The 15053-nt window shown below is 52.6% G+C and carries 15 protein-coding genes; 2 read left to right on the top strand and 13 right to left on the bottom strand.

Going from position 1 to position 15053, the window contains the following annotated elements; all coding sequences use genetic code 11:
- Positions 1-2 precede the first annotated feature (2 nt).
- From WHR59_RS06750 to WHR59_RS06725, 6 genes are all read right to left on the bottom strand, one after another.
- Positions 3-1319 carry an anaerobic C4-dicarboxylate transporter family protein gene (locus tag WHR59_RS06750; RefSeq protein ID WP_043017139.1) on the bottom strand — a complete coding sequence of 439 codons (1317 nt, stop codon included), beginning with the start codon at positions 1317-1319 and terminating at the stop codon, positions 3-5.
- A gap of 62 nt (positions 1320-1381) precedes the next feature.
- Positions 1382-2758 carry an argininosuccinate lyase gene (argH, locus tag WHR59_RS06745; protein WP_087050906.1) on the bottom strand — a complete coding sequence of 459 codons (1377 nt, stop codon included), beginning with the start codon at positions 2756-2758 and terminating at the stop codon, positions 1382-1384.
- A 453-nt stretch (positions 2759-3211) separates the two neighbouring features.
- Positions 3212-4111: a porphyrinogen peroxidase gene (yfeX, locus tag WHR59_RS06740; RefSeq protein ID WP_047409623.1), complete on the bottom strand. Its 900-nt coding sequence runs from the start codon at positions 4109-4111 to the stop codon at positions 3212-3214.
- A 93-nt stretch (positions 4112-4204) separates the two neighbouring features.
- Positions 4205-4780, bottom strand: coding sequence for an RpoE-regulated lipoprotein (locus WHR59_RS06735; protein WP_338843750.1), 576 nt, complete (start codon positions 4778-4780; stop codon positions 4205-4207).
- A gap of 59 nt (positions 4781-4839) precedes the next feature.
- Positions 4840-5289, bottom strand: a complete 450-nt coding sequence (locus tag WHR59_RS06730; protein ID WP_047409620.1) for a DUF2919 domain-containing protein — start codon at positions 5287-5289, stop codon at positions 4840-4842.
- A complete protein-coding gene (locus WHR59_RS06725; RefSeq protein ID WP_003038048.1) occupies positions 5276-5701 on the bottom strand; it encodes a GNAT family acetyltransferase in 426 nt (141 codons plus the stop codon). Before WHR59_RS06725 ends, WHR59_RS06730 begins: the two co-directional genes overlap by 14 nt.
- Before the next feature lie 212 nt (positions 5702-5913).
- Here WHR59_RS06725 and amiA point away from each other — a divergent pair, with 212 nt between their 5' ends.
- A complete protein-coding gene (amiA, locus tag WHR59_RS06720; protein ID WP_003038046.1) occupies positions 5914-6783 on the top strand; it encodes an N-acetylmuramoyl-L-alanine amidase AmiA in 870 nt (289 codons plus the stop codon).
- Between the two features lie 2 nt (positions 6784-6785).
- On the top strand, positions 6786-7685 hold the full coding sequence (hemF, locus tag WHR59_RS06715; protein ID WP_043017144.1) for an oxygen-dependent coproporphyrinogen oxidase: 900 nt from the start codon (positions 6786-6788) through the stop codon (positions 7683-7685).
- 98 nt (positions 7686-7783) lie between these two features.
- On the opposite strand, the gene eutR is transcribed toward hemF, so the two are convergent.
- From eutR to eutH, 7 genes are read right to left on the bottom strand one after another with little or no spacing between them, the layout of a single operon-like run.
- Positions 7784-8836, bottom strand: coding sequence for an HTH-type transcriptional regulator EutR (gene eutR / locus WHR59_RS06710; RefSeq protein ID WP_043017145.1), 1053 nt, complete (start codon positions 8834-8836; stop codon positions 7784-7786).
- A 48-nt stretch (positions 8837-8884) separates the two neighbouring features.
- Entirely contained in the window at positions 8885-9415 is a 531-nt protein-coding gene (gene eutK, locus WHR59_RS06705; RefSeq protein ID WP_047409617.1) for an ethanolamine utilization microcompartment protein EutK, read from the bottom strand.
- Between the two features lie 11 nt (positions 9416-9426).
- A complete protein-coding gene (gene eutL, locus WHR59_RS06700) occupies positions 9427-10086 on the bottom strand; it encodes an ethanolamine utilization microcompartment protein EutL (protein WP_047409614.1) in 660 nt (219 codons plus the stop codon).
- 9 nt (positions 10087-10095) lie between these two features.
- Entirely contained in the window at positions 10096-10998 is a 903-nt protein-coding gene (gene eutC / locus WHR59_RS06695) for an ethanolamine ammonia-lyase subunit EutC (protein WP_043017963.1), read from the bottom strand.
- 20 nt (positions 10999-11018) lie between these two features.
- On the bottom strand, positions 11019-12380 hold the full coding sequence (gene eutB, locus WHR59_RS06690) for an ethanolamine ammonia-lyase subunit alpha (RefSeq protein WP_005121914.1): 1362 nt from the start codon (positions 12378-12380) through the stop codon (positions 11019-11021).
- An 11-nt stretch (positions 12381-12391) separates the two neighbouring features.
- Complete coding sequence (eutA, locus tag WHR59_RS06685) at positions 12392-13795, bottom strand: ethanolamine ammonia-lyase reactivating factor EutA (protein ID WP_047409611.1); 1404 nt, start codon at positions 13793-13795, stop codon at positions 12392-12394.
- Positions 13792-15024 (bottom strand): ethanolamine utilization protein EutH, encoded by a 1233-nt coding sequence (gene eutH, locus WHR59_RS06680; RefSeq protein WP_043017149.1) that lies wholly within the window; start codon positions 15022-15024, stop codon positions 13792-13794. Before eutH ends, eutA begins: the two co-directional genes overlap by 4 nt.
- Between the last annotated feature and the right edge of the window lie 29 nt (positions 15025-15053).

Below are 15053 nucleotides of genomic sequence, written 5' to 3'. Positions count from 1 at the left end.
CTTTACAGAACAACCTGAGCAATTAGATAAGCAAAAATTACCTGAGAGATGACCATGACAAAGCCCGGACGAATATAGCTATGGTTGACAACAAAGCGTCCAATCTTTGTGGTACCTGTTCGGTCAAATGCAACACAACCGATTTGATTTGCTCCCGGTATAATGAAGTCACCACAGGTACAGGCAAAAATAGCAATAAGAAACGGGGCTGGTATACCCAAGGTAACACCAAGTGGCATGATGGCAGCTACCGTCGCCGCAGGACTCATAATGACCAGAGAGAACAAGAATACAACCACACCAAATAGCATTGGAGCGCCATTTACAATGCCACCAAAGACCTTAATCAATTCTGGCTGATAGGCATCAAAAAACGTCGCAGTCATCCATGAAACGCCAAGGATTGCCACCACCCCCATTAAACCAGCACGGAAGACTGAGCCGCTATTCAAGCTACTGCTTGGTACTTTACTGACGATCATAATAAACAAAGCTGCTGTCAACATAATCATCTGAATAACCATTGGGGTTGACAGTCTTTTTCCATCCCAGGAAGGGAGTAACCCTGTAAAAGAACCTAAAATAAGCACCAGTACTACGCCAATCGCAAAGATCACAACGCCTTTTTTAGCGCCGGCCGAAGCAACATATTCTTTTTTCTGCTCAGTATGCATGAACTCATATTCGCCAGCGGCTACTCTCCTCTGAAATTCCGGATCGTCCTCCAGCTCTTTTCCGCGTTTATAAACCGAAAAGCTGGTAACAATGGCAGCCAAAAAGAATGAAGGGAGAGCAATTGTCAGTATTTGCCCAAGAGTAATCCCAGCATATTCATGCAGGATTGCCAGCATCCCCGCGGTTGCCGCACTCATCGGACTGGCTGCAACCGCGACACTGGCCGCAATAACCGTTGCGGACAACGCTCGCTCCGGACGGACCTTTGCTTCAGCAGCAACCTCAGCGACAACCGGATACAAAGAGAAAGCAACGTAAGTAGTGCCACAGAATAGTGTAAATATGGAAGTTAATATTGGGGCAACAAAAGTAATAGCCTGTGGTTTTTTACGCAGTAATTTTTCAGCCACACGCACAAGATAATCAAGTCCTCCAGCGGCCTGTAATACGCTGACAGCGCCAATCACGCAAATAATAATTAACATTGCAGTAATAGATGGTGTGGAGGGTTTAAGTCCAAAGCCCAGAACTAATATTGCAACGCCAAGTCCTCCACCAGCACCAAGCCCCATTCCGCCATAACGCCCGCCTATACCAATACAGGCGAGTACAATTAATAATTGTATAAAAAATAAAGCATCCATTTTTCACCTCTAAGCATCTCCCGGATATTGCATCCGGGAGATATTAATTATTATGCTCAGGATTAGTTTAAATATGATTTAGCAACTTCGATCTGTTTTTTAACAGCGTCAGTGCCAGTTCCACCATAAGACATTCTTGATTTAATACATGCTTCGAGAGATATACTCTCATAAATATCATTATCAATCTTATCATCAAATGAATGGAATTCATTCAGGGTAAGTTCTTCCAACATTTTTCTATGTTTTATACAGTAATTAACAGCACTGCCAACAATATGGTGAGCTTCCCTGAAAGGGATTCCTTTTCGAACCAGGTAGTCAGCCATATCGGTCGCGTTTGAAAAACCTCTCGCTGCTGCGCTGCGAGTATTCTCTGAGAGAATAACCATTTTCTCGAGCATCGGCGCCATAATTTTCAGACTGGTCTGTAAGGTATCCATAGAGTCATAGACCTGTTCTTTATCCTCACTCATATCAGTATTGTAGGCGAGAGGAATACCTTTCATGATGGTCAGCATCGCCATTAGATTTCCGTACATACGCCCACCTTTACCACGCATTTTTTCGGCCACATCGGGATTTTTCTTCTGTGGCATAATGCTGGAGCCGGTACAGAAATCATCTGAAAGCTCAATAAATTTAAAATCCTGACTTGAGAATAAAACCAGCTCTTCAGACAAACGGGTAAGATGCATAAAACACATAGCCGCTGCAGCAGTGAATTCAACCATATGGTCGCGATCGCTGACAGAATCAATACTATTCTCAGTCGGCTTGTCAAAACCAAGCTCTTGAGCCGTGAAATCACGATCAATGGGGAAAGTTGTACCAGCAAGGGCCGCTGAACCTAAAGGGCATTCCCCCATGCGTTGATAAAGGTCTTCAAAACGGGTCCAGTCACGGCGTAACATCCAGTAATATGCCATTATCCAGTGCGACAGAAGAATGGGCTGCCCGGTCTGCAAATGAGTATAACCGGGCATAATCGCATTAATGTTATTTTCAGCTTTGCTGATAATAACTTTTTGCAGATTAACGATATCCTGCTGAATTTCCCGAATAGTTGATCTCATATGCATTTTAGAATCAACAGTCGTTTGGTCATTACGACTTCGGCCTGTATGTAACTTCCCGCCAACAGGACCAATTATTTCTGTCATACGTCTCTCAATCGCCATATGAATATCTTCATCAACGGTATCAAAAACGAACTGCCCTTCCTTAATCTCTTTATCTACTTGCCTTAAGCCAGCAATAATCTTATTCGCTTCATCCTGCGTAATAATTCCCTGACGGCCCAACATAGTGGCATGAGCAATACTCCCCTGAATATCGAAAGGGCAGAGACGTTGTTCCAACATAATTGTCGCGTTATAGGATTCAACCAGTTTATTTGTAGGCATATCAAAGCGCCCACCCCATAATTTTGTAGACATAAAACCTCCAGGGAGTTTTTGTTGCAAAATAGTTAAATAAAAATTCCGTTATTTTTCGGTCATTTTCAGATTACAAGACTGTCATTTTAATTGTCAACAAATGAAGACATTAAATCAATTTATACAGGAATTAATTACACTTATTAGCGGGTTTATTTTTATGAATCACGCGAAAAAATCAGATCTTTATCACATTTAAATCATGTTTTATTTCAGATATATTCAGAATTTTTAAAGTAATAAATTGTTATTAATAGCTTATTGATTCTAAATAGTGGCATTTAATACTGTTGTTATACGAATAAACTGGCAGGTTAATAGCACTGAACTTGGGGAGAGATATTCCAGGGAGAGCATCAATGCGGGTGCATTATCGACATGGCAGACGTTGTGTGGCTTGGGGAATAGCTATTTTTTACCAGATGGCGCTGACGCCGCCATCTGGCACAAAAATTACAGGCTCAATAAACGATCCAGCGATGGGGCAAAGTAATAGCCCCCGGTCACTGGTTTGGTGAAACGCAGCATCGCGTCGCGCTTACCATCTGTGTCGCCAAACATGCTCAACAGCTGTTGTTCAATGTTGTGCAGGCGGGCGCAATAGGCGCAGAAGTAAAGACCGTGCGTGCCGCTGGCGGTGCCATATGGCAGGCTCTGGCGCACAATTTTCAGTCCTTTACCGTCTTCCTTCAGATCGACACGGCTCAGGTGAGAGGTGACCGGACGGTCATCACCGTCGATCTCTTCGTTGGCTTCTTTGGTACGACCAATCATCATTTCCTGGTCATGGATACTCATGCGATTAAGCTGCTTCAGGTTATGCTCCCAACGCTGCACAAACACATAGCTGCCGCCAGCATCCACGCCATCTTTGATAACGGCAACTTCACGGCGCGTTTCTTCGCCTGCCGGGTTTTCCGTACCGTCAACAAAGCCGCTGAGATCGCGTTCTTCAACCCAACGGAAACCATGGATCTCTTCTTTGACTTCAATACAGTCGCCAAATGCTTCCATTGCCGCCTGCGCGACGGAGAAATTCACATCATGACGCAAAGAGAGAATATGGATCAGCACATCATACTGGGTGGCTGGCGCCAGGCCTTTACCGTAAGGGATAAAGTCTTTTAACTCTTCTGCGCCAACGCCGCCGCTCAGCGTACGCCAGGTATTGTTGCCGAAAGCGACAACCGCGCCCAGATGCGCGTCCGGGAACTTAGCTTCGAAGGTCGCCAGCTTATCGGCGAAGATTTTGCTGGCCGCTCGCAGGGCCTCAACGTCGCCTTTAACATTGGCTTCAATCCAAATCGCCGCACGGCAATGTTCTGGCAAAATGCCACTCTGAACCTGAGACATTGTTCCTCCTGAAAAAAAGATGCCACGACATCGTGGCATTGTTGGGCGCTATTCTACCTGTTTTTTTAACAAGCTGATTTGTTCAGACGCAAATTAACGCCGCCAGATAATTTTGCTTACTTTCCATGCTTTCAACGTGTCGTCAGACGGCATTAAGCCTTCAGGCCCGCTCCACTCACCGGAAAAGACATAGCTAATATGTTGACTTCCTTCAGCTTTACACTCTACGCCCGCGCTGTCATCACCGGTTGCTTTCTGACAATTACCGAAAGCTTTAGTGTAAAGGTCACTAAACGGTGTACCCATTTCAACACCCGCGGAGGACGAGATAGCGCTGTCCAATACATCAATTCTGCTGATGGTTCCCTGGCTGCCATTGATGACCATCACCAGCTTGTCATCTTTCATCGCTTCATAGAAGCGCACCACATTACCGTTATCGGTCTTCATCCCGCTACGCAGGCGGTAATCACCGTCCAGCGCATCAGCAATGGCTTTTTCATCCAACGGCGTCGCGCCCGTTAACGCGCCGACGCCCTGCTCAGTGACCTGCGTTGAAGAACCAAACCAGTTCCACGGATTGGCGGCAGACCAGTTTACCGACGACAACGTTGAACACCCGGTCAGTAGCAGCGGCATCGCGCATAAAGTCAAACGCAGTGATTTCATTTCACTTCCTTCCTTATTTATCAACGTTGCTTGGAGTCCGGTTTCAAAGAAAAGTGCCGTCATTCTTTCTCAAAGGAAAAACAGGCGCGCAGGCGTTGATTGGTTAATAGCCAAATCAGCGCGACAATATCCGCTACCAGCAGCGCCAGCCCGACGCCGTTGACCGGATCGCCTGCCAGCCACATCGCCGGCTGCCAGCACAACAGCACCAACTGAGCGAGGATCAGTAATCCGCGCAGCCAGCGCCATATCACCGGAAACGCAAAGCGTCGCCCGCTGAGTAAAAACGCCAGCACCGCGGGAACGCCGGGAAGCAATCCCAACCAGAATGCGTCATGATCGGGATAAAACAGATTCAGCAACGTGTTGCCTTGTTCACGTGAAGAACCGGCAATCACGAACAGAACCCAGGTGCGCGCCTGCAACAGCAGTACGCACCAGAACAGAAAAGGCAGGCGCAGACGCCCATGACCGTCATAGTCGGCCGGATGAAACTCAGTACTCTTCATCTTCGATCAAGCGCTTACCCAGATTGAGTACATCCGCATGCTCATAACCCAGACGCTCATACATGCCCTGTACAACGTCGTTATCGTCACGCACCATGATTTGAATCTTCGGACAACCGCGGGCAATGAGCTTTTTCTCCAGCCGGTTCAGTAGCGCATTGGCGATGCCGCGGCCGCGAAACTCAGGATGCACGCCCAGGTAATAGGCCGAGCCGCGATGCCCGTCGTATCCGCCCATCACCGTACCGACCACCTCGCCGTTCACTTCAGCAACCAGGAACAAACTGACGTCATGATTTACTTTACGTTCGATGTCCATTTCAGGGTCGTTCCATGGACGCAGCAAATCACAGCGCTCCCAGAGGGTGATCACCTCTTCGAAATCTTCCTGGCGAAAAACGCGTATTTCCATGGTATTGGTTACCTTTTCAGGACGTTAAAAAGCGATTATGGCGCGAACGGCTGATTTAGCCAATATCTGACGCGAAGCGGCGGAAAAAATGGCATAATACGGAATTGTCACGTATTGAAATGAAAAGTAAAACAATTCTTATCCCGATCCGTCGCAACGGACAACGCGATACGATATAACGTTTAGAACCTTTTTTTTACAACTCAGGCCGTATGAGCACTTTTAAACCACTAAAAACACTCACATCGCGCCGCCAGGTGTTGAAAGCCGGGCTGGCCGCCCTGACGCTGTCAGGCATGTCGCAAGCCATCGCTAAAGAAGAAGCGCTTAAGACCAGCAATGGCCACAGCAAACCGAAAGCGAAAAAATCCGGCGCTAAGCGCGTTGTTGTTCTTGATCCGGGTCACGGAGGGATTGATACCGGCGCAATTGGTCGCAATGGCTCGAAGGAAAAGCATGTGGTACTGGCAATTGCCAAAAACGTGCGCTCGATTCTACGCAACCAGGGGATTGATGCACGCCTGACCCGCTCCGGCGATACGTTTATTCCGCTTTACGATCGCGTCGAGATCGCCCATAAACATGGTGCCGATCTGTTCATGTCGATCCACGCCGACGGATTTACCAACCCAAGCGCGGCAGGTGCTTCAGTCTTTGCGTTATCCAATCGCGGCGCCAGTAGCGCCATGGCGAAGTATCTGTCCGATCGTGAGAACCGGGCCGATGAAGTGGCCGGAAAGAAGGCCACCGACAAAGACCATTTGCTGCAGCAGGTGCTGTTCGATCTGGTGCAAACTGACACCATTAAAAACAGCCTGACGTTAGGTTCGCATATTCTTAAGAAGATCAAGCCGGTACACCGTTTGCACAGTCGCAGCACCGAACAGGCCGCCTTCGTGGTGTTAAAATCACCATCAATTCCGTCGGTACTGGTCGAAACCTCGTTCATTACCAACCCGGAAGAAGAACGTCTGCTGGGTACGGCGGCATTTCGCCAGAAAATCGCCACCGCTATCGCCAATGGCATCATCAGCTATTTCCACTGGTTTGATAACCAGAAAGCACACTCGAAGAAACGTTAACCATGAAGCCCGATGCACAGCGCGTAAAACAGTTCCTGCTCAGCCTGCAGGATAATATTTGCCAGCAGTTATCCGCCGTAGATGGCGCTGAGTTTGTTGAAGATAACTGGCAGCGCGAAGCGGGCGGCGGCGGTCGCAGTCGGGTGCTACGTAACGGCGGTATTTTCGAGCAAGCGGGCGTTAACTTCTCCCATGTCCACGGCGAGGCAATGCCGGCCTCGGCTACCGCGCATCGCCCGGAGCTTGCCGGGCGCAGCTTTGAAGCCATGGGCGTCTCACTGGTGGTGCATCCGCAGAATCCCTACATTCCGACCAGTCATGCCAATGTACGGTTTTTTATCGCGGAAAAACCGGGCGCTGATCCGGTCTGGTGGTTTGGCGGCGGCTTTGACTTAACGCCCTACTACGGCTTTGATGAGGATGCAGTTCACTGGCACCGCACGGCGCGGGATCTGTGCCAACCGTTCGGTGATGACGTTTATCCCCGTTACAAGAAGTGGTGCGACGACTACTTCTTCCTCAAGCATCGTAACGAACAGCGTGGCATCGGCGGGTTGTTTTTTGACGATTTGAATACGCCGGATTTCGACCACTGTTTCGCCTTTATGCAGGCGGTAGGACAAGGTTACACCGAAGCGTATCTACCGATCGTCGAACGCCGCAAAGCGATGAGCTGGAGCGAGCGCGAGCGCGATTTCCAGCTCTATCGTCGCGGGCGCTATGTGGAATTTAATCTGGTGTGGGATCGCGGCACGTTATTTGGTTTACAGACCGGCGGGCGTACGGAATCGATTCTGATGTCGATGCCGCCGCTGGTGCGCTGGGAGTATGACTGGCAGCCGGAAGCGAACAGCCCGGAAGCCGCCCTTAGCGAGTTTATACAGGTCCGCGACTGGGTGTAATTGCCTGATAGCCCTACGCTTTTCAGGCTTACAACTACAACGGCACAGCCCGTAGGCCGGATAAGACGCAAAGCGTCGCATCCGGCACAATAGTGTCATCACGCCCACTGGCGCATACGCTGATGTAGCGTCAACGACGGTTTCTCCGCAAACAATTGCTGGTAGTCGGTGGCAAACTGCCCCAAATGCCAGAATCCCCACTGCATGGCGGCATCTTTTACCGTCGCGCTTTGCGACCATGGGCTTATCAGCTCGCGACGCACGGCGTTCAAACGAATACGTTTTAACCATGCGTTCGGACCAATTCCGAGTATCGTATGAAAAGCGTTTTGCAGCGTCCGACGGCTGACGTGAAGTTGATTACACAGGTCGAGTACGGTCAGCGGCTCTGACATATTTTCCAGCACATACTCGCGCGCACGCGACAGCAGGCGACGATAGCTCTGATGGCTGATGCTCTCGGCCGTGATTATCGGCTGCGCTTCTTCCAGCATTGTGCCCATCGCCAGCAACAGGTTATCGCCCAGCACTTTGCGTACCGCAGGTTGATGGAGGTTTTCCGGATTCTCGCTAAATGTCGCCAGCGCCTGCTGCACAAAGCCCCATAGCGCAGCTTTATGTTGCTCTTTTACCTCCAGCGCCGACTGGTTACGCAGCATATGCAGCACCCTTTCCGGGTTGTGGAGGAAGTTGGCCTGGCGGGCAATCGCCTCTTGCGAAATTACGACACCCAAAATGGTGTAGTCATCCGGTGTACTCAGTTCAAATTCCGTCCCGCCAGGTCGGGTGGCAATTTCAGCGTTACCGAGACACTGGGTGCCAATAAATCCCTGTTCGCCGCGCGTGGCCGGAATACCAAACCAGAAGGAGTTCGGCCAGACAAGACACGACTGACGTAGTGCCAGTCCGGTGTATTCACGGAACACCTGAATATCGTCGAGCAGGATTTCCGTGAACTCGCCATGAAATTTTCCCGGATGCAGCTGGTCGTAGATCTGCTGCCATGCGGTAATCGTCAGCGCATGCTCATACACATCCGTTGTTCGCCGTTGGTGAACGTTGTCCACCTCCACTTTCGGCGTAAGTTTAACGTCTTCGGGTAATGCTTCATGATAAAGATGGTGCAGGTTTGCAGTACGTTTCTTTTTCATGATCTTTTAAGCCGGAAGCTTCAACGAAGCCCCCGGCCCTCCGACAGGTTAGTTTTTTAAGCGATAGCGACTACTGCGTTTACGCAACGCTCCGCCAGAAAAGAGCTGTTCCAGCGCCTTTCTGGCTTCATCAAGTGACCAGCCAAAATGGGCAGCCACTTCCCCTGCCGTCATTCCTTGACGGACCGATGCCAACAGCGTCAGAAGTTGCTCAGAGGATTCAGGCGTCAACGGGGCGTCCTGCGTCTTCTCTGCTTTTACGTCTGCTTTCACTTCTGGCTTCTGTTCTGGTTTCTTCGGTTGGCGCTTAAAACCGCCGATCAGCCACTGGGTGTCATCGTCCGGCCGGCCTATTTCCTTACGGCTGATAACACGGCCCGTACGCGCTGCGGCGGCGCTGCCGGCATCAAGCGCCGCGCGGCACGCCGCCAGATCGCCTTCCACCACCAGCGTCAACCGGCCAGGATCGAGCACTTCGTGGCTAAGCAGACGCACATTCGCGGCTTTCAGCATGGCATCTGCCGCATCCACGGCAGCCACCATGCCATCCACTTCCAGTAATCCCAGTGCATTGATCATCACAACCTCTCTTACGCGCGCTGGACTGGATTACGGGCAATATCCAGAACGGCATCGGCAAAGGCGTTACATGCAGCTTTACAAGCGGCCTGGCTCCCGGTCAAAAACGCGGCCGAGTAGTTAGTTTCTGACGGCGGTGGGACGTAGGTCACCAGTTGTACATCGGCAGATTTCAGCGCAGCATCAATGCCAAATGTCGCTTCCAGCGGCGGCGCCACCAGATACGCCATCGGATCGCCAAGTCGGCATCCTGCGGTAGCCGAAAGATACGAACCGGTACGCGAAACCACGTGCGCCAGGAAAGCGGTATCTTCTGCGTCATTCGCCCACTGGAACGCCGCGCCGCTTTCAATATTGGCCACCATCGCGTCCAGACCTGCGCGAACTTCGGCCGGGTTTGGCCCTCCGAGCATAATCAGTACTTCACCCGAGGTTGGAGAGGGACTGTGCGCCGCGCCGGCATACAGCGAGCGGCCATAAACCACTTCGACCATTGCCTGTTTTGTCGCTTCGTCTGCAGCAATATACGCCACGTCATCAGAATCTGCTGTGATGAGTCCGAGGCTACGTATATGTGGCGGTAATTTAAGTTCACGGGCAAAACCGTCATTTATCGAGGCAATCACGCGCATTGCGGTGACTGAAGGTCTAATCAAATCTAATGCTGGCATGATGCCTCCTTAACGGGTCATATTGATGCCGGATGCTTTTTGCTCCAGCATGCGCTTGGCCAAATCCACAATCACCGCCGCCGCTTCAACCGGTGGCGTACCGCCCTGGTGAATGTTCGAGATACAGGTACGGTCAGCTTCAACGGTCGTCGCCACACGCGGCGAATAGACGGCATAGCAGGAAAGGCTTTCAGACTGGCCAAGGCCCGGACGTTCCCCAACCAGCAGGATCACCGCTTTCGCGCCCAGCAGTTCGCCGATCTGATCTTCGATTTTCACGCGACCATAGCGAACAAAGAATGGCGTCCCAACCTTCAATCCGGCCTGTTTTAAGCCCGACAACAGCGGCGGCAGGATCTCTTCGTAGTTGGCGGTGATAGCATCAGTCGACAGGCCATCAGAGATAATTACCTGTACATCCGGATTCATTACACACTGTGATTTCAGCGCTTCAATGGCTTCCGCACTCAGACGACGCCCCAGATCCGGACGCGTCAGATACAGATTTTTGTCACTGATTTCCGAGCGCACTTCCAGCAGCCCCTGAGCTTTTACCCACTCTTCCGGCACTTCTTTTAAGACCGTATCTTTCGAACGCGAATGGTCGGCAAGGAAACGCAACAACGCCTGAGTACGCGGGCGAGGACCGGCACGGCCGGTACATACGCGCGCTGCGGTGCTACGACGCAGTTCGGTCAACACATCTGCACGATGCGGATCCTCAACGCCAATCCACGCTTTGGCTTCGGCGGAGCCTAAATCCATCGCACAGCTTTCACCAGTCGGCGCGGCGCACTGCGTGGTGCTGCATTTTGCTTGTGCTGACGGCGTCTGAGCCTGAGCCTGCGGCTGCGACTCCCCCATTGATGCCATCACGCTACGTACAATTTCTTCAATCTGCTTTTGATCCATCATGTGTCATCCCCGCGTCATCAAAAGAACAGTGACGGATCGCCCGCCCGTTTGGTCAGGCGACCGTTTGCCATAATGCCCATGGTTTCCAGCCAGCGTTCAAACTCCGGCGACGGCCGTAAATTCAGCAACTGACGGACGGTGGCGGTATCGTGAAACGCGGTGGTCTGATAGTTGAGCATGATGTCGTCACCGAGCGGCATGCCCATGATGTAGTTGCAGCCAGCGGTGGCGAGCAAAATCATCAGGTTTTCGTTGAGGTTCTGGTCAGCATCAGCATGGTTGGTGTAGCAGCAGTCACAGCCCATTGAGATGCCGCTCAGCTTGCCCATAAAATGGTCTTCCAGACCCGCGCGAATAATCTGACGGTCGTTGTACAGATATTCCGGCCCGATAAAGCCCACCACGGTGTTCACCAGGAACGGATCGTAGTGGCGCGCCAGCCCGTAGTTACGTGCTTCCATCGTCACCTGATCGGCACCAAAGTTAGCGCCAGCAGAGAGCGCAGACCCTTGCCCGGTTTCGAAGTACAGGCAGTTTTCCCCGGCGATGCGGTTAAACTCAGCCCCCACTGCACGTGCTTCATCCAGCATAGCCAGCTCAACGCCGAACTCTTTTAAGCCTTTCTCGCTGCCGCAGATACTCTGGAAAATCAGCCCGCCCGGCGCGCCGCGGCGAATCGCTTCGATCTGGGTGGTAACGTGCGCCAGTACGCAGCCCTGGGTCGGAATGTTGAATTTGTCGATGACGCCGTACACGGTATCCAGTACGCGGCTTAAGTTTTCCACGTCATCCGTTACCGGGTTAACGCCGATCACCGCATCCCCCGCGCCGAAGGACAGCCCTTCGTAGATTTGTGCGGCAATACTCTGCACGTCATCACGGGTATCGTTCGGCTGCAAACGGCAGCTAAAGGTGCCCGGCAAACCAATGGTAGTGTTGGCCTTTTTGATCACCGGCATTTTCTTACCGCCGTAGATCAGATCCGCGTTGGAGCAAATTTTTGCCACGCCTGCGACCACTTCTGACGTTAACCCTTTGCGCATAAACGCAATGTCATCCACGGAGGTTTCATCGCTCAGCACGTACTCGCGCAGTTCGCTGATGCTCCAGTTTTTGATGCGGTTATAGGCCGTTTCGTTGACGTCATCCTGAATCAGACGCGTCACGCAGTCTTCTTCATAGGAAATCACCGGGTTATTGCGGATATCCGCCACCGTCATTTCCGACAGCACCTGCTTGGCCGCCACGCGCTCCTGTGAACTGGTTGCAGCTACCCCTGCCAGCACATCCCCCGAACGCAGTTCGTTGGCTTTTGCCAGCACCTCTTTAACATCCTTAAACTGATAAACATTGCCGAACAATGTGGTCTTTAGTTTCATAAGTCGTTCCCTCAGGAAGGAAATGCGAGTGATTTCACCGTCACCGGCACAACCGATCCGCCAAAAAGAGGCGTACCAATGTCGATATAGTCCCCCGCCCGGACAACCACCTCATCGATGACCGCCAGCGGGTGTTGCTGTAACTGTGGGCGTAACAGCATGCCCAGGGCTTTACCAAAATCCTGCTCGGCTACCACCAGCAGGGGATGCGGATTCGGATAGCGCGCGACAAAAGCCAGCAGCGCATCAATAACCGTTAACAGCGCGGCGTAGCGCACCGGCAGCGAACTGGGCAGCGCCAGCACGTAGGCGTCCGTTTGCGGATCCAGATCGAGTTGCATCAGCGCTTGCTGCCAGGCGGCTACCAAATCAGCCTCATCAACCGGAATCGCCACCGGCAGATTGCGCAGCGGAAGCGCCACACCTTCCAGCCAGATAGTGCTGCCCGAAAGCGACAGCGTATGCGCCCCGGCGCCAATCACCGTGGCACGCACGGTTTGCGCCGGAAACTGCACGTTCATCTCACGCAGGCGCGGATGTTCATGCAGCGCCGTGGCGAGCAGCGGCCCGATGTCGGAAAAACAGAACGGATCGGCAGGTTGGTTGCGGTAGCACTCGCCCACCCCGCCGGACAACGTAATCACTTCCGGTTTCACGCCCGCAGGCAGCAGACCGGTTTGCATCAGTGCCTGCGCCAGCGGTGAAAGCGTGCCGTCAATCACTTCCACAATCAGCGCCGCCATCCGTCGCGCCACCTGAACCAGTTGCGTGGCGTTAAGCGAACGAGCGTCGGTACCAGGGCCAAATACGTCATCAACAATCATTTGCCCCGGCTGATGCGCATGCACCACTCGCCCCTGGCCATCAGTTTCCAGCAATCGTCCGCCGACGTTCAGGCAAGCCGAACCGCTGACCTTTCCGGCATCGAACAAGACGTAGTTCGACGTACCGCCACCGATGTCGATATTCAGTACGCGGCACAACTTCTGCTCTGACAGGGTTTGAGCCCCCGCGCCGTGACCGGCAATCACCGATTCCAGATGCGGACCGGCGCTGGCAACCACGAAGTCCCCCAGCGACTGGGAGAGCGCCATCACCGCCGGTCGCGCATTGCGGGTTTTGGCACTTTCTCCAGTAATGATGATCGCACCGGAATCGACGGCCTCAGGCTTGATACCCGCTGCCTGATACTGGGCGAGGATCAGCGCCTTAAGTTCGGCCTCTTTCAACCCGCCCTGCTTATCAACGGGGGTAAAGAAAACCGGGCTTTGCCAGCTAATTTCGCGTTTGATGAATTCGTAGCGCGGCACCTGCGACACTGCCGCACGGTTAACCAGCTCAAGGCGCGAGAAGATCACCTGAGTGGTGGTGGTGCCGATATCGATACCGACGCTCAGTAGCTGGCGAGTATTCACGATTGCGCCTCCGGGTTGGTTTCTACTTCTGCTGGCACATCTTCATCTTTCGGTACCAACAGCATAGCCACACCAATCGCCGTCACGCCGCCAATCAACTTGCCGACAATCATCGGGAAGATCATCGCGTTCATGTTGGCAGCGGCGAAGCCTAAGTGGTCACCCAATGCAAAGGCCGCGGAGACCGCAAAGGCGCAGTTGATCACTTTGCCGCGGGTATCCATATTCTTCATCATGCCGAACATTGGGATGTTGTTCGCCAGCGTCGCGACCATGCCTGCAGCCGCAATATTATTGATTTTTAACAGATTACCGACGCTCATCAGCGGTTTTTCAAACCAGCGGGTCAGCAGCAGAACCATTGGGTACGCACCGAGCAGTACGCAAGAGATAGACCCGATAACTTCGATGGCGCGCATCACTTCACCCGGCTTGTCGCCCGGTGCCATGAAGATGGGATCAAGACCCGGAATCAGCTCCCAGCCGAGCAGGAACTTAATTACCGCTGCCGCCAGGCCGATGGTGATCAGCGCCACGAGGAATTTCGCGAAGATCTGAAAACCGTTGATCATTTTTTCCGGGATGAATTTCAGTCCCAACGCCACCAGCACGGCCACGATCAGCACCGGGATCATATTCATCAGGATCAGCGCGAAGGTGAACTCCACCGGCTGCCCGTTGATTTCGACGCCGGAGTACATCGCTATCAAACCACCCGCAATACAACCAATCGGAATGGTGACGATACCGGCCAGCACACCCAGCGCCAGATAACGACGGTCAGATGGTTCAATAATCCCCAGCGCAACCGGAATGGAGAACACCAGCGTCGGCCCCATCATCGCCCCGAGGATCAGGCCTGAGTACAGCCACGCCGCAACGTCGCCGCCCGCCAGTTCTTTCGCCAGGAAGAAGCCGCCCATATCGCACGCCAGCAGCGTTCCGGCAAACATCGACGGGTTCGCGCCAAGCATTTCGTACAGCGGAATAATCACCGGCCCGAGCACATGCGCCAGTACCGGCGCCAGAGCGGTCATACCGACCATCGCCAGGCCCAGCGCGCCCATCGCCATAAAACCTTCTTCAAACTGGCCGCCCGACCCCTCAATACTCTTACCGAACTTACCGAGGAAGCGCGCCGAACCGCCGAACTGCGACAGGATCCTGTCCACGGCGGCAATCAGCATAAAGAACATCATGATGTACATGATGATTTCGTTAATTCCCATAGCCCCTACTCCCTGTCATTTGTGATTTG

The sequence above is a fragment of the Citrobacter europaeus genome (assembly GCF_037482245.1).
Taxonomy (GTDB): Bacteria; Pseudomonadota; Gammaproteobacteria; order Enterobacterales; family Enterobacteriaceae; genus Citrobacter; species Citrobacter europaeus.
This window is presented reverse-complemented; position numbering and strand designations above follow the sequence as displayed.

What these genes read in the sequence shown, in the direction of transcription:
- eutC (WP_043017963.1), bottom strand. Translation starts at nt 10,998, where the DNA reads ATGGATCAAAAGCAGATTGAAGAAATTGTACGTAGCGTGATGGCATCA.
- hemF (WP_043017144.1), top strand. Translation starts at nt 6,786, where the DNA reads ATGAAGCCCGATGCACAGCGCGTAAAACAGTTCCTGCTCAGCCTGCAG.
- eutK (WP_047409617.1), bottom strand. Translation starts at nt 9,415, where the DNA reads ATGATCAATGCACTGGGATTACTGGAAGTGGATGGCATGGTGGCTGCC.
- argH (WP_087050906.1), bottom strand. Translation starts at nt 2,758, where the DNA reads ATGTCTACAAAATTATGGGGTGGGCGCTTTGATATGCCTACAAATAAA.
- WHR59_RS06750 (WP_043017139.1), bottom strand. Translation starts at nt 1,319, where the DNA reads ATGGATGCTTTATTTTTTATACAATTATTAATTGTACTCGCCTGTATT.
- eutB (WP_005121914.1), bottom strand. Translation starts at nt 12,380, where the DNA reads ATGAAACTAAAGACCACATTGTTCGGCAATGTTTATCAGTTTAAGGAT.
- eutH (WP_043017149.1), bottom strand. Translation starts at nt 15,024, where the DNA reads ATGGGAATTAACGAAATCATCATGTACATCATGATGTTCTTTATGCTG.
- yfeX (WP_047409623.1), bottom strand. Translation starts at nt 4,111, where the DNA reads ATGTCTCAGGTTCAGAGTGGCATTTTGCCAGAACATTGCCGTGCGGCG.
- WHR59_RS06735 (WP_338843750.1), bottom strand. Translation starts at nt 4,780, where the DNA reads ATGAAATCACTGCGTTTGACTTTATGCGCGATGCCGCTGCTACTGACC.
- WHR59_RS06730 (WP_047409620.1), bottom strand. Translation starts at nt 5,289, where the DNA reads ATGAAGAGTACTGAGTTTCATCCGGCCGACTATGACGGTCATGGGCGT.
- eutR (WP_043017145.1), bottom strand. Translation starts at nt 8,836, where the DNA reads ATGAAAAAGAAACGTACTGCAAACCTGCACCATCTTTATCATGAAGCA.
- eutL (WP_047409614.1), bottom strand. Translation starts at nt 10,086, where the DNA reads ATGCCAGCATTAGATTTGATTAGACCTTCAGTCACCGCAATGCGCGTG.
- WHR59_RS06725 (WP_003038048.1), bottom strand. Translation starts at nt 5,701, where the DNA reads ATGGAAATACGCGTTTTTCGCCAGGAAGATTTCGAAGAGGTGATCACC.
- amiA (WP_003038046.1), top strand. Translation starts at nt 5,914, where the DNA reads ATGAGCACTTTTAAACCACTAAAAACACTCACATCGCGCCGCCAGGTG.